Raw genomic sequence first — 14,847 nt, 5'->3', positions numbered from 1 at the left:
TTTCCCTCAGTGCAGCGGCGGCGCGTCGTGGATGCGCCCGCAGAGTTCGTCCATCACCACCTGGCCTAAAAAGCTCAGGCACGGGGCGGCCTTCAGCGGCCCGGCGGTCAGCAGGTCATCGAGCAGCGCGCAGGCAATCTCCAGCCCGCGCGCCCGGCCGTGCTGGCGCAGGTAGAAGCCCTCCAGTTCGGTCTCAATGGCGCGCTCCAGGCAGGCCAGCGTCAGGCCGCAGTGGCGCTGCTGTTCGCGGCACAGGGTGAGCCAGGCGCAGGCCACCGCGCGGCGGGACAGCGCGGCGCGCAGCTCAGGGGACAGGGTGCGTGCGTTCATGCGCTCACCTCCCCGTTCATCCAGCCGTCGCGGCAGCGGGTCACCACGTCATCCAGCTGGCCGGTGATGAGAAACAGCAGTGAGGCCAGTTGTTCGCTGTCGGCAGGCTCCGGCGGGGTACAGCAGTCGCGCAGGGCCGCCGCGTCACAGGCCAGACGCCCGGCGTTGCGCAGGTGCTCCAGGCGGGCGAGGTCGTCAAGGGTAATGGTGGCGTGGTTCATGCGCGCACCTCCGCAACCGGCAGGCGGGCAGCAAAGGCCAGCACGTAATCGCGGGCCAGCAGCTGGCGGGCGGCGCGTTCGGTGGCGGCGGTGGCGCGCAGCATCTGCACGCGGGCGTGGCGCTCACAGCGGCGCACGGCGGCAAACACAAAGACAAATTCTGAATGCGGGGAATTAAGGACGGTAGCCATAAGGGCAGTCTCCAATGTTAGTAGCATACAGCTACCACCGGAAACGCCAATTTCACTGGTGGTAGCCCAGACGGGGTTGGCGTAACCGGCAACATTGGAAACCGGCGCTTCGTGAGAAGCCCCCGCCTGAGCCACCATTACACGGACGGCACAACGGATACAGGACCGTCGCCCGAAAAATGGGTGCATCAGAGCACAGACACAAAAAAAGACGCAAGGCGCGTCTGGTGTCGCCAACGTTGTATTCAGGACGCCAATCCCGGCTGCCGATTTTGCGACAGCAGAAACACTGTACCAGGGAAGGCCCCCGGCGCGCAAGCCGGGGAAAGCGAAGAAATGCAGCATGACGGACGGTCTCAGCGGTGGGTGAAGGTCATGCCGCACGCCCCTGACCGCGGGCGGCGATGCGTTCGTTCATCCAGGCGTTCACCTCGCTGGCCGCCCACGCGACGTTCTTACCGCCCAGCGAAATCTGCGCGGGAAAGGCGTCGCGGCTGATGAGGTCGTAAATCGTCGAGCGGGACAGGCCGCAGACGTGAATGACCTCCGGCAGGCGCATGAATCGCTCCTGAACCGGCGGCGCGTAAGGGGCTGACGGAGCCGCCGGGGCGGAAGATGGTGCGGTTAAAGCAGTGTGCATGGGCTACCTCTCGTTGATTCCATACGGAGCCGGTCGGATATGTCCGGCATCGGGCAGCTCTGTATTCTGGGCATATTTTTGTGGGAATCAACAAGGCGGGATTGTATCACCACCCTTACAAAATGGTCGTTTTCTGCTCATGTAAAACGAACAGAAACGAATAGGAACGTATAGAGACGAGGTAAAACCAGGGCTTAGTTTCTGACTATTGAAAGCGAAAGATTAAAAGGAAATAACGCTGATTAATATCCGGCAGGCTTTTTGAGGCGGTGAACGATGGTGAACAGTGGGTGAAGGATACTTTTTTAACTGTTCACCTTTTAATTTACTGTATTAATTATCTTTTTTCCTCTGATGAAGAAAGGTGAAGGATTTATATAAAACTAAAAGTGGAATGTGGGATTTAGTGAGACCTTTCCCTGGCTGGCCAGAAGAAGGGCTTTTTGTCTGAGCTGTCACACAATCTCATACAGTGGCACCGCCTGTGCCAGCCCCGGCACAATTGACTGACTGAAAACGACCACACAGGAAAACGAAATGGCCCTGAAATGTCCCGAATGCGGTCAGGTGGCTCATACCCGGACCAGTTCTTATGAAGCACCGTCCGTAAAGCGCACCTGGTACCAGTGCCGGAACCTTGACTGCTCCTGCACGTTCACCGCGCTGGAGAGCGTTGAGAGAATAATCATGAAGCCCGGCAGGCCTGTTGCCACAGATGCAGAGGTGAAAAACGGCACGGTACGTCAGCCGCAGACGCTTGGCCGCTACGGCTCAGCCTGTTCCCGCAGGGACCGGCACGCACAACCCTGAAAGAAAAAATACGGCCAGAAACACTTAATGCCCGGCATATGCCGGGTTTTTTTATGTCTGTTGCTTGAGTGCATGACTATGCTGCATGAAATCGCATGAGTTTCCGGCACCTGAAAACGGCAGCAAAGGCCAGCAGCGGTGCGGCGCGGAGCCACTCATGCAGGTGCATGAAAAACGCTACATGAAGTGCGCAGGCGTGGCGGGGCTACGAGAGCGCGCTAGCTATGAAACTGCATGAAAAAACAGAATGAGCCTTAAGCGTGCATCTTCATATTTTCTTTCAGAGTGTATCCAAGAGCTCTGACACCCTGCGTAAGCTGGGTGAATTGTCGATAGCTCGATTTAGATCCCAACTTTCCCAAATAAAGGTGGTGAGCAGTGTGTTATAAGATATGCCAACCTTAGCCGCGGCCCCTTGTTTAGGGGGGATTCCTTTTTTAATTTCGCTTCTCTTGGAGCCTCGTGCTAAATTTATTATTTTTTCTTTGGGATCGTTTAACTCATCAGGATCCCTTTCAATCTTATCCTTTGATATTTGCAGATAATCCCCAAGGCCCACACGGTCAGCAAGAATCCAACTTTCTACTTCCCTCACGGAAATCAAAATGTGCAGAGTGTCTCTTTTATTGGCCAAATGAGACTCTAACTCTAACTTATAATCATCAGAAGAAGGCTTTAAATCTAAGTCGAAAAGAACAATAACATTATGACTTTTAGCAATCTCATTAAAATTTGTCAGTTTCTTGATTAAAAAACCACAACCCTGCTTTCCCAACCTATGTAAAACCTCAAACCTCCCTTTAGATATAATCACCTTCTTCATTATCTCTTCTGTTAATACATCCTCAGTAGCAATAGAAATTTTCATAAATCAAATCTCTGTGATTCTTTTGATGTCATGAGGAGAAGTCAAAGGCAACATGATTTCAGCAGGAGAAAAACCCTCTCTCATTGCATCAAGCTCATCCTCTGAAGGTGATCTAGCCGTCGTACCATTCTCAGAAGCTAAAAAAAGAACTATCTCATTACCATCTATATTATTACTTAATAATGGAGTACTGTGTGTGCTTATTATAATCTGCTTCTGATTCCTAGCACCCTTTAAGGTATTTTCAATTATTTCAGGAATATACCTCACTATTTCACTATTCAAGGATAGCTCAGGCTCTTCAAGCAGCAGTAACTGCCTTTTTTCTAAAAGCGACCACATAAGTCCAATTAAACGTAATGTACCATCAGAAAACTGATCTTCTTTTTGCCAACCAGCATTAGGTCGCCAGTGTTCATAGCGAGCTTCCAAATGAGGTTGTCCTGAATCATCTCGCTCAAATCTAAGTTCTTTAAATTGAGGAACCGCAATTGATAGTCCGGCCTGAATCTTTTTGAGCCAAGCATCGCGAGTTCTACTTTGTGTATTTGCAAGCCTATCAAGAAAACCTTGACCGAATGGATCATCCTCAATTTTATTAATACCTATTTCTTTTGCGTATTTGAGTAACTGAGGAACAATATGTAAATAAGTAATTGATGAGAAAAATGTTGCTATAGGTCTAAAATCCTGGTTAGCTAAAATCTGCTCCAAATAGGTTTGCGTTAACTGAACTGCATCAGCAATATCTTTCTTATTTGGTCTTAATAGGATTTCTTTTCCATTTTTCACAACCCTTTCACGAGTAACGTTGATGAGTTGCTTTCCACGACCTGAAGCTTTAAAAGTTAATTCATAAGACCATTCATCCTCATCCTCAGATAGCTCAAGAAGAATCGCCACCTCAGTATCATTGCGAGCTTGTAAACAACGCAGTTTAGTTATCCCACCACGATCATTTACAGCCTTTTGTAATCCTCCACCATCCTTGCAGAGATCACTCATAAACCTGAAAACATCTAAAAAATTTGATTTACCAACAGCATTAGGGCCGATTATATAAGCTCTTTCACCAAGGTAGATATCTATATTCCTGAAATTTTTCCAGTTTTTTAACTTCACTCTAGTTATATTCATATATAATCCCTATTTTTATATGAGCCATGCCTGAACGATGTAAATCATAATTCACTGTTTTTTTTCATTTGTACATAAAGTTTTGCAAATTCATATGGTGAGATAGGATTTTTTCGATTCGCATCAAGGTAATCAGCCCACCATTGAATCATAAAGCGTCGTTCATCGAGGTGCTCAGAAGTATGAATATAAGCTGCTCGCACACTATTGCGCTCAGAATGGCTGAGTTGTCGCTCTATTGCATCATCACTCCATAATCCGGATTCACCTAGCGCACCACGCGCCATCGTCCTAAAACCATGCCCACAAACTTCAGTTTTTGTGTCATATCCCATCGCTCGCAAAGCGCTATTCACCGTGTTTTCACTCATGACCTTTGTGGCGTCGTGATCCCCCGGGAAAAGCAGCTCTTTATCCCCACTTATCTGCTTTAACTGGTTTAGTAAAATCATCGCTTGTCGGCTAAGTGGAACGATATGCTCCTCTTTCATCTTCATACCACGATAAGAATAACGCACACCCTTAATTTCTTCTCGTTTTGCAGGTACGCGCCAGAGAGATTTATCGAAGTTGAACTCATCCCAACGCGCGAAACGTAACTCGCTGGAACGCACAAAAGTAAGTAAGGAAAGCTCGACCGCGATCCGCGTCATTACACGGCCACGATATGCAGTAAGGCGTGCAAGAAACTCAGGGAATCGGTTTGAGGGTAAAGCGGGGTAATGTCGCGCTTTAGTTGTCGATAGCGCACCGGCCATATCACTAGCTGGATTTGAGTCGATGTAGTCGTTTTGTACGGCGTAACGCATGATGGCCGTGACGCGCTGTTGCAAGCGCTGGGCGACGTCATGCTTTCCACTGGCATCAACTTTTTTAATCGGGGCTAACAGGTGGCTTGTTTTGAGCTGGCGAATGTCGGACGAACCGATATGAGGGAGAATATAAAGCTCAAGATATCGAAGAACGCGCGATCGATGGTCTTCGCTCCAGCGCTTATTACTGGCATGCCATTCACGAGCAATTGTTTCGAAAGTATATGCCCCCGAATTCTCGGCCTGAACTTCTTTCTGTTCGGCTTTTGGGTCAATGCCCTGCACTAACAGTTTTTTCGCTTCGTCTCGCTTTGCTCTTGCCTGAGCGAGAGTCACAGTAGGCCAAACACCAAACGCGAGGCGATCCTCTTTTTTGTCAGAGGGGCGTCGGTATTTCATGCGCCAGTATTTAGAACCCTTGGCCGAAACCTCGAGATACAAACCGCCGCCGTCGGCCATTTTATAGGTTTTGTCTTTTGGCTTGGCGGTCTCGACCTGTCTGGCATTGAGCTTCATTTGGGGGCACATTTCTCATCGAAGTTAAGATGCCCCCAATTATGCCCCCAACGGTATCCGGATTTCAACGGACAGTCTCGGACGACTCAGGACGTAAAATCGCTGAACGCATTGATTTTTAAGGAGGAATTGGACTTTCTCGGATGGTCTTGGAAGTACTAATGGTGCCGAAGGCCGGACTCGAACCGGCACATCTTTCGATGGTTGATTTTGAATCAACTGCGTCTACCGATTTCGCCACTTCGGCACTGAAGAGGATGCGGAAAACGTTGGCGATTATACCGTTACGTGCCCGGCGCGCAACTCTATTCCGCTGTGATGTGCGCTAAGCGGCGAAAAAACACACGGAACCCGGTAAACCGGCCCTGCGCCGCCCCCAGAATCCTCCCAAACCGCCTTCCCCTCACCTTTCCGTCGGAACTTTCTCATCCGCACCGCCTCTTAGCAACACGAAGCACTAAACCCAACCGAGGTCGAAATGAAAAAGCACCATATCGCCTGCGCCCTGGCAGCCCTGCTGCTGGCGGGCAATGCGTCAGCCGCAAGCTGGCAGGATCAACTGAGCAGTGCCGCCAACCAGCTCAGCCAGCAAAACAACGGTGCAGCAGGTCAGCAGAACGGCGGGCTGTCGATGTCCTCCATTACCAGCCTCCTGAACAGCAACGACAAAGCCATGAGCGCCAACAGCATGACCAATGCCGCCGGCGTGATGCAGTACTGCGTCGAGCACAACGTGGTGAAAAACAACGTGCAGTCGGTGAAAGACCAGGTGCTGAGCAAACTGGGCCTGAATACCGCCGCTGCGCAGGAGCAAAAACCGGATTACACCCAGGGCGTCGCCGGGCTGCTGAACACCGGCAATGGCCAGCAGCTGAACCTGCAAAGCCTCAGCAACTCGCCGATGGGCGAGAAGCTCAAAACCAAAGCCTGTGACGTGGTGCTGAAGCAGGGTAAAAACTTTATCTCCTGACCGTCGCCTGCCAGCCCCGCGCTGGCAGGTTTATCGCCCTTCCCTTCCGCCTGTTTACCGCCTGTCAGCACCCCGCCCGCTGTCTGTATCATCTTGTATCGCAACACGTTAAGTCATAAGTTTTCCTTCCTAATGCGTTGAGCGTTATAGTGATGTTTTGGATTTGAACAGGACGGCACGCATGAAAGGTATCAACATCGCAATTTACTTTGATCCAGACCTGATCACAGCCTGCGTAAATGCGTCAGAAGGGAGCTATGTAAACAAAAAGTTCGAGTACGACGACGGGGTGATCGAAGAGATCTACCAGTGGCTCGAAGAGTACGATCCCAACCGCACGCATATCTGCCTGATTGAAAACGAAAGCGCTGAGCTGCTGGCCGATGAACTGGTGGATAACGGTTATCACGTCCACCAGGTCACCATTCACCAACTGCTGACCTGGTTCGCCGCCGAACCACCCAAGTCCCCCGATGGCACGCCGATGCGCCTGATGCTGCGCTACATGGCCGAAGAGCATCCGCGCGAATATGAATCCCGCACGCCGCAAACCGAAGCGTTAATGGAGATGTTCGACGAGCTGGATGCGCTGGAGATGGTGGAAGACAACGAAGACGAAGACAACCTGCCCGCCGACCTGCTGCGCAGCATGAAGAAGCATAAAATCAGCGCCAGCGATGCGGCACAGCGCCTGATCCCGGACGTGAACGAACGCATCCGCGAGCACCTGATGCAGTACCCGGAGCTGATGACGCCGGAGATCCTGCAAGACTTCTTCCCGGAGCTGCTGGAAGCGCTGGAACGGCCTAAACACTAAGCGGAATAAGGCATGCTGGAGTTAATCAAAGCTGTCGGGTTGGGGCTGGTGGTGATCCTGCCGCTCGCCAACCCGCTCACCACCGTGGCGCTGTTTTTGGGCCTGGCCGGTGAGATGAATTTTCGGGAGCGCAACCGTCAGGCCCTGCAGGCGAGCATCTATGTTTTCGCCATCATGATGGTAGCCTGGTATGCGGGCAGCGCGGTGCTGCATACGTTCGGCATCTCCATTCCGGGGCTGCGCATCGCGGGCGGACTGATCGTGGCATTTATAGGTTTTCGGATGCTGTTTCCGGCGAAGCCGGTGGGCCATTCGGTTGAAGCCAAACACAAGCACGATGAGCTGGAAACCGCGCAGGAGCCGGTGAACATCGCCTTTGTGCCGCTGGCGATGCCCAGCACCGCCGGGCCGGGGACGATCGCGATGATCATCTCCTCGGCGTCTACCGTGCGCAGCGGGGTGGATTTTCCGGCCTGGGTCATTAACGTCGCGCCAGTGCTGACGTTCCTGGTGGTGAGCGTGATTTTATGGATTTCCCTGCGCAGTTCAGGGGCGATTATGCGCCTGGTGGGCAAAGGCGGCATCGAGGCGATCTCGCGTCTGATGGGCTTTCTGCTGGTGTGCATGGGCGTGCAGTTCATTATCAACGGCGTGCTGGAAGTGATTCATAACTTCCACTGACGATCTGAGCCGCCCTTAACGGGCGGCTTATCAGCTAAGACGAAACTGGCATAGCTCAGAACAAACCGGCATTTTGACCTGCTCTGGTGCGGGTTACAGTAGGGTTATCAATCATTAAGGATAACCGCCATGCGCAAACCGCTGCTCCTGCTTACCGCCCTTGCTCTCTCCTCTGCCGCCCACGCGGCGACGCCAAAAGATACGTTCGTGGTCGCCGTGCCGCTGGACGGCATTATCAGTTTTGACCCGGCGGAAAGCTTTGAAACCGTCAGCAACAGCAGCCTGCGCAACATCTACCAGACGTTACTGGAGCCGGACCATCAGGATCCGCAGAAGCTGTCCCCGCTGGCGGCGCTGCGCTGGCAGCCGGGTAAAACCCCAAACAGTCTGGTGTTTGACCTGAATCCGCAGGCGCGTTTTGCCAGCGGCAATCCGTTAACAGCGCAGGATGTGGTGTTCTCCTTTACCCGCGCGTTGAAGCTGAACAAAGCGCCCTCATTTATCCTGAGTGAATTTGGCTGGACGCCGGAAAACATCGACCAGCAGTTCACCGTGATCAACGATCATCAACTGGAGCTGCGCTGGCCGGCACAAATCGGCCAGGATCTGGCCCTGCGCCTGTTGACTGCGCCGGTCTCCTCCATTGTCGACAGCAAGCTGGCGCAGTCGCATGCCGTCAGTAACGACTACGGCAACGGCTGGCTGAAAACCCACTCGGCGGGCAGCGCGGCCTATGCGATCAAACAGTTCGTGCCCCTGCAAGCGCTGGTGCTGGAGGCCAATCCCAACAGCACCCAGAAAGCGCACCTGAAACGGGTGCTGCTGAAAGGCGTGGCCGATCCGGGCACCCGTCGACTGTTGATCCAGCAGGGCGATGTGGATGCGGCGTATCAGTTGGGGCCGGATCAGCTGGCCTCGCTGAAAAGCGATCCCAATGTGCACATCGCGGCCTTTCCTTCCAGCCTGATCTACTACCTGGGCTTTAACACCAAAAGCACGCAGCAGCCTGCGCTGGGGAATCCGGCCTTATGGCAGGCGGCGCGCTGGCTGGTGGACTACGACAGCCTGGCGAATCAGCTGCTGAAGGAGCAATATCGTGTGCACCAGAGCTTCCTGCCGCAGGGCTTTGACGGCGCGCTGGAGACCAAACCGTTCCACTACGATGTCGAGAAGGCCAAAGCGATTTTAGCCAAAGGCGGCATTAAGCCTGGCGCGCATATCGCGCTGTCGGTGGTGAATCAGCCGCCGTATATCGACATTGCCCAGGCGCTGCAGTCGAGCTTTGCCAAAGCCGAGGTGAATCTGGATATCCAGCCGGTGGCGGAATCCGAACTGTGGAGCAAGATGCGCAGCCGTCAGTTCGAATCCATCTTTACCTACTGGGGCGCGGACTATATCGATCCGAACACTAACGCCAGTACCTTCGCCTATAACGTGCCAAACGGCAGCAAAACGCTGGCCTGGCGCGTGGGCTGGGATATTCCGGAGCTGAGCGCCCTGACCCGCAAAGCCGCCGGAGAAAGCGATGCCGCGAAGCGCCGGGCCGATTACGTCTCGCTGCAACAGCAGCTTCAGCAGAACTCGCCTTACGTGGTGATGCTGCAGGGCGAGGTGCAGGTCGCGCTGCGCAAGAACGTGACGCACGCCCAGCAGGGCATTGGCGTGACGCTGCTGAATTTTGAAGAGGTGCAGAAGTAAATTTCCGGGCGGCAGCACGCAATCTTTACTGACGGCTGCCGCCCCGCTGGCTATGCTTGACGCATGACTGACTATTTGTGAGTACTGCGCTATGACCGCTCCCCTGCTTATCGCCCAAACCCCTGACGTTCAACTGCATTTGCTGCCGCAGATGGCAAACCGCCACGGCCTGATCACCGGTGCGACCGGCACGGGAAAAACCGTGACGCTGCAAAAGCTGGCGGAATCCTTTTCGTCGATTGGCGTGCCGGTATTTATGGCGGATGTGAAAGGCGATCTAACCGGTGTGGCGATGGCAGGCCAGAGCAGCGAGAAGCTGCAGGCGCGACTGGCCAGCATCGGCGTGGCCGACTGGCAACCGCAGCGCAATCCGGTGGTGCTGTGGGACATTTTTGCGGAGAAAGGTCATCCGGTGCGCGCGACCGTGTCGGATCTGGGCCCGCTGATGCTGGCACGGCTGCTGAACCTGAACGAGGTACAGAGCGGCGTGCTGCAGATCATCTTCCGTATTGCCGACGATCAGGGCCTGCTGCTGCTGGATTTTAAAGACCTGCGCGCCATGACGCAGTACATCGGCGATAACGCGAAAAGTTTTCAGACGCAGTACGGCAATATCAACAGCGCCTCGGTGGGCGCGATCCAGCGCGGGCTGCTGGCGCTGGAAGAACAAGGCGCGGAGCACTTCTTTGGCGAGCCGATGCTGGAAATTAGCGACTGGATGCGCGTCGACGGCGACGGCAAGGGCATCATTAACATCCTGTCGGCCGAGAAGCTGTATCAGATGCCAAAGCTATATGCGACCAGCCTGCTGTGGATGCTGTCAGAGCTGTATGAATACCTGCCGGAAGCGGGCGATCTGGACAAACCGAAGCTGGTGTTCTTCTTTGACGAGGCGCACCTGCTGTTTAACGATGCGCCGCCGGTGCTGCTGGAGAAGATCGAGCAGGTGATCCGCCTGATCCGATCCAAAGGCGTAGGGATCTGGTTCGTGACGCAGAATCCGGCGGACATTCCGGATACGGTGCTGGGCCAGTTAGGCAACCGGGTACAGCATGCGCTGCGCGCTTTTACCCCGCGCGATCAGAAAGCGGTGAAAACCGCCGCCGAAACCCTGCGCGCCAATCCTGCCTTTACGACCGTAGAGGCGATCCAGGCGCTGGGCACCGGCGAAGCGCTGATCTCCTTTCTGGATGCCAAAGGCAGCCCGTCGGTGGTGGAACGGGCGATGGTGATCGCTCCCGGCTCACGCATGGGGCCGGTAAATACGGACGAGCGCAACGGGATGATCAACCATTCTCCGCTGTCGGGCAAATACGACACGGAAATCGATCGGGAATCGGCTTACGAACGTCTGCAACAGGGCGTGCAGGCCGCCAGTGAGAAAGCCAATGCGCCCGAAGCCAAAGGCAACACGGTGGCGGTCGATGACGGTATTCTGGGGGGATTAAAAGACATCCTGTTTGGCAGCACCGGTCCGCGCGGCGGCAAGCGGGATGGCGTGGTGCAAACCATGGCAAAAAGCGCGGGACGACAGATTACTAACCAGATTATTCGCGGCGTGCTGGGCAGCCTGTTTGGCGGTCGCCGTCGCTAAAGGTTGGTGGCAGCCTGGCTGCCACCTTAACGCTACTTGTGTTTCCAGCTGGTAGACACCGGGTTGGTGACGGTGTTCTTTTCCTGCGTGTAGGTGCCGTTCTGCTGGGCAATCGCCTCGCCGGTATCGACAATCGCGTTCTGGATAAACACGTTCTGCTTATCGCCGCGCACAAAGGTCAGCTGATGGAAGGCGGTCTTGTTACCCCAGTCGGTGGACGGCAGCGAGATAAAGCGCACCGTGAAGGTCTCATCATCGAACTTGCCCTGCATCACGTACACGCCGTAATGGTTTTCCCCCTGCGAGATGATTTTATAGGTGCCGTTGTCGTAGTAATAAATTTCGGCATCGGGGAAGGGTTTTTTGTCGTACATTTTACGGTAATGCAGAACCTGCTTAATGGTGGGCTTTCCGAAGCTGACGGTCAGATTTTTTCCATCGGCAGAGGTGGTCAGCCCTTCTGCGTGCGCGCCAATGCCACTCATTAACATCAACAGACTTGCGGTTGCCGTTGCGATTGCTTTCACGTGAATTCTCCTGGTCTGGTTCCATGGATAGGGTGCGTCAACGTACGGAGACTGCTCCCGAAATGTACACTGCTGTAACTGTTTATAAGAGTGGTAATTTTTAATGTTATTAGTTTTTAGGAACAGTCTGATGCGGGAATCGCCCACCGCGTTAAGACAGGCCGGTTTAGTGCCAGACTTAACTGCGCTTTTCGGCCTGGATCGGGCAACGTTGACTTACTCAGCAGGCAAGCTGCTAAGATCAGGATATGGATAAACAACGCGAACTAAAACGGACCAAACGCCTGGCGCTCTCGCTGCTGCTGCTAGCCGCCATCACTTTTGTTGTCACGCTGTTTCTGCCGCCCAACTTCTACGTCAGCGGTATTAAAGCCATTGCCGAAGCTGCGATGGTCGGGGCGCTGGCCGACTGGTTTGCGGTGGTGGCGCTGTTTCGCCGCGTGCCGGTGCCGTTTATTGCCCGTCATACGGCCATCATTCCGCGCAATAAAGATCGCATCGGTGAGAATCTGGGCCGCTTTGTGCAGGAAAAATTTCTGGATACCGATTCGCTGCTGAATCTAATCCGCCGCCACGATCCGTCGCAGATGCTGGCGACATGGCTGAGCGCGCCCGGTAATGCCGATCAGGTCGGCCGTCATCTGTTGCAGGTGATGCGCGGCTTTCTCGATCTGACGGATGACGCACGCATCCAGCACTTTATGCGCCGGGCGGTACACAAGGCAATCGACAAGGTGGATCTCAGCCAGACCGGGGCACTGATGCTGGAAAGCCTGACCAAAAATAACCGCCATCAGGAGCTGCTGGATGCCGCGGTCAATCAGCTGCTGCGGCTGCTGGATAAACCCAGTACCCGGGAATTTATCGCCAATCAGCTGGTGCGCTGGCTGAAGCGCGAACATCCCATCAAGGCCAAAATGTTGCCGACCGAGTGGCTGGGCGAGCACAGCGCAGAACTGGTGGCGAATGCGGTGGATTCGCTGCTGGATGATGTGGCGCTGGATCAGGGCCATGAACTGCGGCTGGGCTTTAACCGCGCAGTGGATCGCCTGATTGAGAAGCTGAAAAACGATCCGGAAATGGCGGAACGCGCCGAGGTGATTAAAGGCTGGCTGAAAGACGATCCTACGCTGAACCGCTATATCGGCGAGCTGTGGGGCGATCTGCGCGACTGGCTGAAAGCGGATCTCAACAGCGAGGCGTCAAAAGTGCAGGACAAGGTCCGTCAGGCGGCGCTGTGGCTGGGCGAAACCCTCGCCGCCGATGAAGGGCTGCGCAGCTCGATGAATCAGCATCTGGAAGACGCCGCCCGCAGCGTCGCGCCGGAGTTCGCAGCGTTCCTGACGCGCCATATCAGCGACACGGTGAAAAGCTGGGATGCGCGGGAGATGTCGCAGCAGATCGAGCTGAATATCGGTAAGGATCTGCAGTTTATCCGCATCAACGGCACGCTGGTGGGCGGCACCATCGGGCTGGTGCTGTATCTGCTGTCGCAGATTCCGGCGCTGCTGCCGGTGGTGAAAGGCTGGCTGGCCTGATTTAACACTGCCCTGTTCTGCTTAATTCAACGACATGATTAAAGGGAGGTAAACATCACCTCCCTTAGGTGCGGCCTGAACGTGATTTACCTGAAGGACTTCACGATAATTTCAAGCAGTTGCAGTAGTGCAACCATGAGCTTCAGAAATACGCGAGCGATTTCTATCCATCTCATACGCTGGCTCCTGTGGTCAGGAGCACTTACAGCCTGCGTACCTTTCCGCTGCCTGTAACAGGCTGATTAGGTTGATAATGCATGATGTGCCCCTGGAGGTTAAGGCACTGACGGCACCACCCGTTGCAGCCAGGACTTGTCAGTCATGAAACGCATCTTTCACAGCACGGTGCGGCCTCAGAGCACATCAACATCAACCTGGAAAAGCATAACAAAAACACTGTATAAATAAACAGAAAAATACAATGATTGCGAGCGAAGCCTCAAACCAATCCAGTCAGAGCGTACAATAAAGCATCACCTGCTTGCACCATGCCGGATTAATTCGTATAGTTCAAAACGTTGATAATGCATGATGTGCACCGCACGCAATCGTGCTGACGTAAACAAAAAACCTCGCCTCACCCGCGGGGTTTTTTGTTGTCTGCGCCAGAGAATAAACGGCGGTTATGCCTGATCCAGCGCCGCCTGCGCCACGGCCATAAACTGTTTTACCCTGTCCCGGTCCACATCGTTCCACCAGACGCCGTCCACCTTGAGCGCGCTTGCCACAATCACGCCCTGGGTGCGCCCCAGAATCTGGCAGACATTGGCGGGCGTGACGCCCGAACCCACCAGCAGCGGTAAGGCGGTGGCGGCGCGGATCTCGTCGATTTCGTCCAGCGTGGCGCTGTCGCCGGTACGCTGTCCGGTGGCGATAACCGCGTCGGCTTCAAAGAAATCAACGTCGCGGGTCAGTTCCTGAATGGAGCGGTCGGCGACTATCGCATGGCTGCCGTGTTTAACGTGGCTGTCGGCAAACACCCGAATATGTTCGGCACGTAGCTGGCTGCGGTAGCGCAGCGCTTTGGCGGCGGCCCCTTCAATAAAGCCTTCGTTGGCAATATACGCATTCGCCCACTGGTTGACGCGGATAAAATCCGCCCCGCCCGCCAGCGCGGTGGCAAAGGCAGGCAGCGCGGCATTCGCCAGCACGTTAATACCCAGCGGTACGCCGAAACGTTCGCGCACTTTTTCCGTAATTACCGCCATGAATGCCGGGGTTTCCGGACCAATATCCTCGGGTTTTGAAAAGGGAATATCGCCATGATTTTCCACGATCAGGCCGTGAACACCGCCGAGAATATAGTTTTCGGCATCACGTAAGGCGCGCTCAATGATCGCGCTGACGGATTTGCCGCGATATTTTGGCGAGCCCGGAAACGGGTCACAGTGAATCACGCCAATAACGGCTTTGGGGCGGGAAAATATCGCTTGTATTGCGTCATTTTTTTCTGCTGATATAGCAACCATCGCGTCTTTATCCTGTTCAGGAAAACAC

At 54.3% G+C, this 14,847-nt stretch carries 16 protein-coding genes and 1 tRNA gene; 7 read left to right on the top strand and 10 right to left on the bottom strand.

Annotated elements, in window-relative coordinates:
- Nucleotides 1-6: 6 nt before the first annotated feature.
- The 4 genes from RAC90_RS10225 to RAC90_RS10210 are packed head-to-tail and all read right to left on the bottom strand — an operon-like array spanning nt 7 to nt 1,382.
- Complete coding sequence (locus RAC90_RS10225) at nt 7-330, bottom strand: DUF5375 domain-containing protein (protein WP_058702591.1); 324 nt, start codon at nt 328-330, stop codon at nt 7-9.
- Nucleotides 327-551 carry a hypothetical protein gene (locus RAC90_RS10220; protein WP_028723020.1) on the bottom strand — a complete coding sequence of 75 codons (225 nt, stop codon included), beginning with the start codon at nt 549-551 and terminating at the stop codon, nt 327-329. The genes RAC90_RS10225 and RAC90_RS10220 overlap by 4 nt, the downstream gene beginning before the upstream one ends.
- Nucleotides 548-1,087: a host cell division inhibitor Icd-like protein gene (locus RAC90_RS10215; RefSeq protein WP_375124306.1), complete on the bottom strand. Its 540-nt coding sequence runs from the start codon at nt 1,085-1,087 to the stop codon at nt 548-550. The genes RAC90_RS10220 and RAC90_RS10215 overlap by 4 nt, the downstream gene beginning before the upstream one ends.
- 28 nt (nt 1,088-1,115) lie before the next feature.
- A complete protein-coding gene (locus RAC90_RS10210) occupies nt 1,116-1,382 on the bottom strand; it encodes an AlpA family transcriptional regulator (RefSeq protein ID WP_028723022.1) in 267 nt (88 codons plus the stop codon).
- A gap of 537 nt (nt 1,383-1,919) precedes the next feature.
- On the opposite strand from RAC90_RS10210, the gene RAC90_RS10205 reads away from it, so the two are divergent.
- Nucleotides 1,920-2,192 carry an ogr/Delta-like zinc finger family protein gene (locus RAC90_RS10205; protein WP_024471316.1) on the top strand — a complete coding sequence of 91 codons (273 nt, stop codon included), beginning with the start codon at nt 1,920-1,922 and terminating at the stop codon, nt 2,190-2,192.
- Between the two features lie 280 nt (nt 2,193-2,472).
- Here the strand turns inward: RAC90_RS10205 and RAC90_RS10200 are convergent, their stop codons facing one another.
- The 4 genes from RAC90_RS10200 to RAC90_RS10185 all read right to left on the bottom strand — a co-directional run bounded on the left by RAC90_RS10200 (nt 2,473) and on the right by RAC90_RS10185 (nt 5,772).
- Complete coding sequence (locus tag RAC90_RS10200) at nt 2,473-3,060, bottom strand: DUF4276 family protein (RefSeq protein WP_058702593.1); 588 nt, start codon at nt 3,058-3,060, stop codon at nt 2,473-2,475.
- Nucleotides 3,061-3,063: 3 nt separating this feature from the next.
- Nucleotides 3,064-4,197 (bottom strand): AAA family ATPase, encoded by a 1,134-nt coding sequence (locus RAC90_RS10195; RefSeq protein ID WP_058702594.1) that lies wholly within the window; start codon nt 4,195-4,197, stop codon nt 3,064-3,066.
- Nucleotides 4,198-4,241: 44 nt separating this feature from the next.
- Entirely contained in the window at nt 4,242-5,525 is a 1,284-nt protein-coding gene (locus RAC90_RS10190) for an integrase arm-type DNA-binding domain-containing protein (RefSeq protein ID WP_058702595.1), read from the bottom strand.
- A gap of 162 nt (nt 5,526-5,687) precedes the next feature.
- A tRNA-Leu gene (locus tag RAC90_RS10185) sits at nt 5,688-5,772 on the bottom strand.
- 231 nt (nt 5,773-6,003) lie between these two features.
- On the opposite strand from RAC90_RS10185, the gene RAC90_RS10180 reads away from it, so the two are divergent.
- The 5 genes from RAC90_RS10180 (at nt 6,004) to RAC90_RS10160 (ending at nt 11,285) form a co-directional block, all read left to right on the top strand.
- Entirely contained in the window at nt 6,004-6,495 is a 492-nt protein-coding gene (locus tag RAC90_RS10180) for a DUF2501 domain-containing protein (RefSeq protein WP_375124305.1), read from the top strand.
- A gap of 181 nt (nt 6,496-6,676) precedes the next feature.
- Nucleotides 6,677-7,312 (top strand): hypothetical protein, encoded by a 636-nt coding sequence (locus tag RAC90_RS10175; RefSeq protein ID WP_006121820.1) that lies wholly within the window; start codon nt 6,677-6,679, stop codon nt 7,310-7,312.
- A gap of 12 nt (nt 7,313-7,324) precedes the next feature.
- Nucleotides 7,325-7,993, top strand: a complete 669-nt coding sequence (locus RAC90_RS10170; RefSeq protein WP_039338855.1) for a MarC family NAAT transporter — start codon at nt 7,325-7,327, stop codon at nt 7,991-7,993.
- 129 nt (nt 7,994-8,122) lie between these two features.
- Nucleotides 8,123-9,691 (top strand): ABC transporter substrate-binding protein, encoded by a 1,569-nt coding sequence (locus tag RAC90_RS10165; RefSeq protein WP_375124304.1) that lies wholly within the window; start codon nt 8,123-8,125, stop codon nt 9,689-9,691.
- Between the two features lie 91 nt (nt 9,692-9,782).
- A complete protein-coding gene (locus RAC90_RS10160) occupies nt 9,783-11,285 on the top strand; it encodes a helicase HerA-like C-terminal domain-containing protein (protein WP_375124303.1) in 1,503 nt (500 codons plus the stop codon).
- A gap of 32 nt (nt 11,286-11,317) precedes the next feature.
- Here RAC90_RS10160 and RAC90_RS10155 read toward each other — a convergent pair whose 3' ends face one another.
- Nucleotides 11,318-11,812, bottom strand: a complete 495-nt coding sequence (locus RAC90_RS10155; protein ID WP_006121814.1) for a hypothetical protein — start codon at nt 11,810-11,812, stop codon at nt 11,318-11,320.
- 248 nt (nt 11,813-12,060) lie between these two features.
- Here RAC90_RS10155 and RAC90_RS10150 point away from each other — a divergent pair, with 248 nt between their 5' ends.
- A complete protein-coding gene (locus RAC90_RS10150) occupies nt 12,061-13,350 on the top strand; it encodes a DUF445 domain-containing protein (RefSeq protein ID WP_375124302.1) in 1,290 nt (429 codons plus the stop codon).
- A 623-nt stretch (nt 13,351-13,973) separates the two neighbouring features.
- Here the strand turns inward: RAC90_RS10150 and RAC90_RS10145 are convergent.
- Nucleotides 13,974-14,819: a BtpA/SgcQ family protein gene (locus RAC90_RS10145; RefSeq protein WP_263757020.1), complete on the bottom strand. Its 846-nt coding sequence runs from the start codon at nt 14,817-14,819 to the stop codon at nt 13,974-13,976.
- Nucleotides 14,820-14,847: the final 28 nt, after the last annotated feature.

Source organism: Pantoea sp. CS_6 (assembly GCF_041954745.1).
Taxonomy (GTDB): domain Bacteria; phylum Pseudomonadota; class Gammaproteobacteria; order Enterobacterales; family Enterobacteriaceae; genus Pantoea; species Pantoea stewartii.
This window is presented reverse-complemented; position numbering and strand designations above follow the sequence as displayed.

What these genes read in the sequence shown, in the direction of transcription:
- RAC90_RS10225 (WP_058702591.1), bottom strand. Translation starts at nt 330, where the DNA reads ATGAACGCACGCACCCTGTCCCCTGAGCTGCGCGCCGCGCTGTCCCGC.
- RAC90_RS10220 (WP_028723020.1), bottom strand. Translation starts at nt 551, where the DNA reads ATGAACCACGCCACCATTACCCTTGACGACCTCGCCCGCCTGGAGCAC.
- RAC90_RS10215 (WP_375124306.1), bottom strand. Translation starts at nt 1,087, where the DNA reads ATGCTGCATTTCTTCGCTTTCCCCGGCTTGCGCGCCGGGGGCCTTCCC.
- RAC90_RS10210 (WP_028723022.1), bottom strand. Translation starts at nt 1,382, where the DNA reads ATGCACACTGCTTTAACCGCACCATCTTCCGCCCCGGCGGCTCCGTCA.
- RAC90_RS10205 (WP_024471316.1), top strand. Translation starts at nt 1,920, where the DNA reads ATGGCCCTGAAATGTCCCGAATGCGGTCAGGTGGCTCATACCCGGACC.
- RAC90_RS10200 (WP_058702593.1), bottom strand. Translation starts at nt 3,060, where the DNA reads ATGAAAATTTCTATTGCTACTGAGGATGTATTAACAGAAGAGATAATG.
- RAC90_RS10195 (WP_058702594.1), bottom strand. Translation starts at nt 4,197, where the DNA reads ATGAATATAACTAGAGTGAAGTTAAAAAACTGGAAAAATTTCAGGAAT.
- RAC90_RS10190 (WP_058702595.1), bottom strand. Translation starts at nt 5,525, where the DNA reads ATGAAGCTCAATGCCAGACAGGTCGAGACCGCCAAGCCAAAAGACAAA.
- RAC90_RS10180 (WP_375124305.1), top strand. Translation starts at nt 6,004, where the DNA reads ATGAAAAAGCACCATATCGCCTGCGCCCTGGCAGCCCTGCTGCTGGCG.
- RAC90_RS10175 (WP_006121820.1), top strand. Translation starts at nt 6,677, where the DNA reads ATGAAAGGTATCAACATCGCAATTTACTTTGATCCAGACCTGATCACA.
- RAC90_RS10170 (WP_039338855.1), top strand. Translation starts at nt 7,325, where the DNA reads ATGCTGGAGTTAATCAAAGCTGTCGGGTTGGGGCTGGTGGTGATCCTG.
- RAC90_RS10165 (WP_375124304.1), top strand. Translation starts at nt 8,123, where the DNA reads ATGCGCAAACCGCTGCTCCTGCTTACCGCCCTTGCTCTCTCCTCTGCC.
- RAC90_RS10160 (WP_375124303.1), top strand. Translation starts at nt 9,783, where the DNA reads ATGACCGCTCCCCTGCTTATCGCCCAAACCCCTGACGTTCAACTGCAT.
- RAC90_RS10150 (WP_375124302.1), top strand. Translation starts at nt 12,061, where the DNA reads ATGGATAAACAACGCGAACTAAAACGGACCAAACGCCTGGCGCTCTCG.
- RAC90_RS10145 (WP_263757020.1), bottom strand. Translation starts at nt 14,819, where the DNA reads ATGGTTGCTATATCAGCAGAAAAAAATGACGCAATACAAGCGATATTT.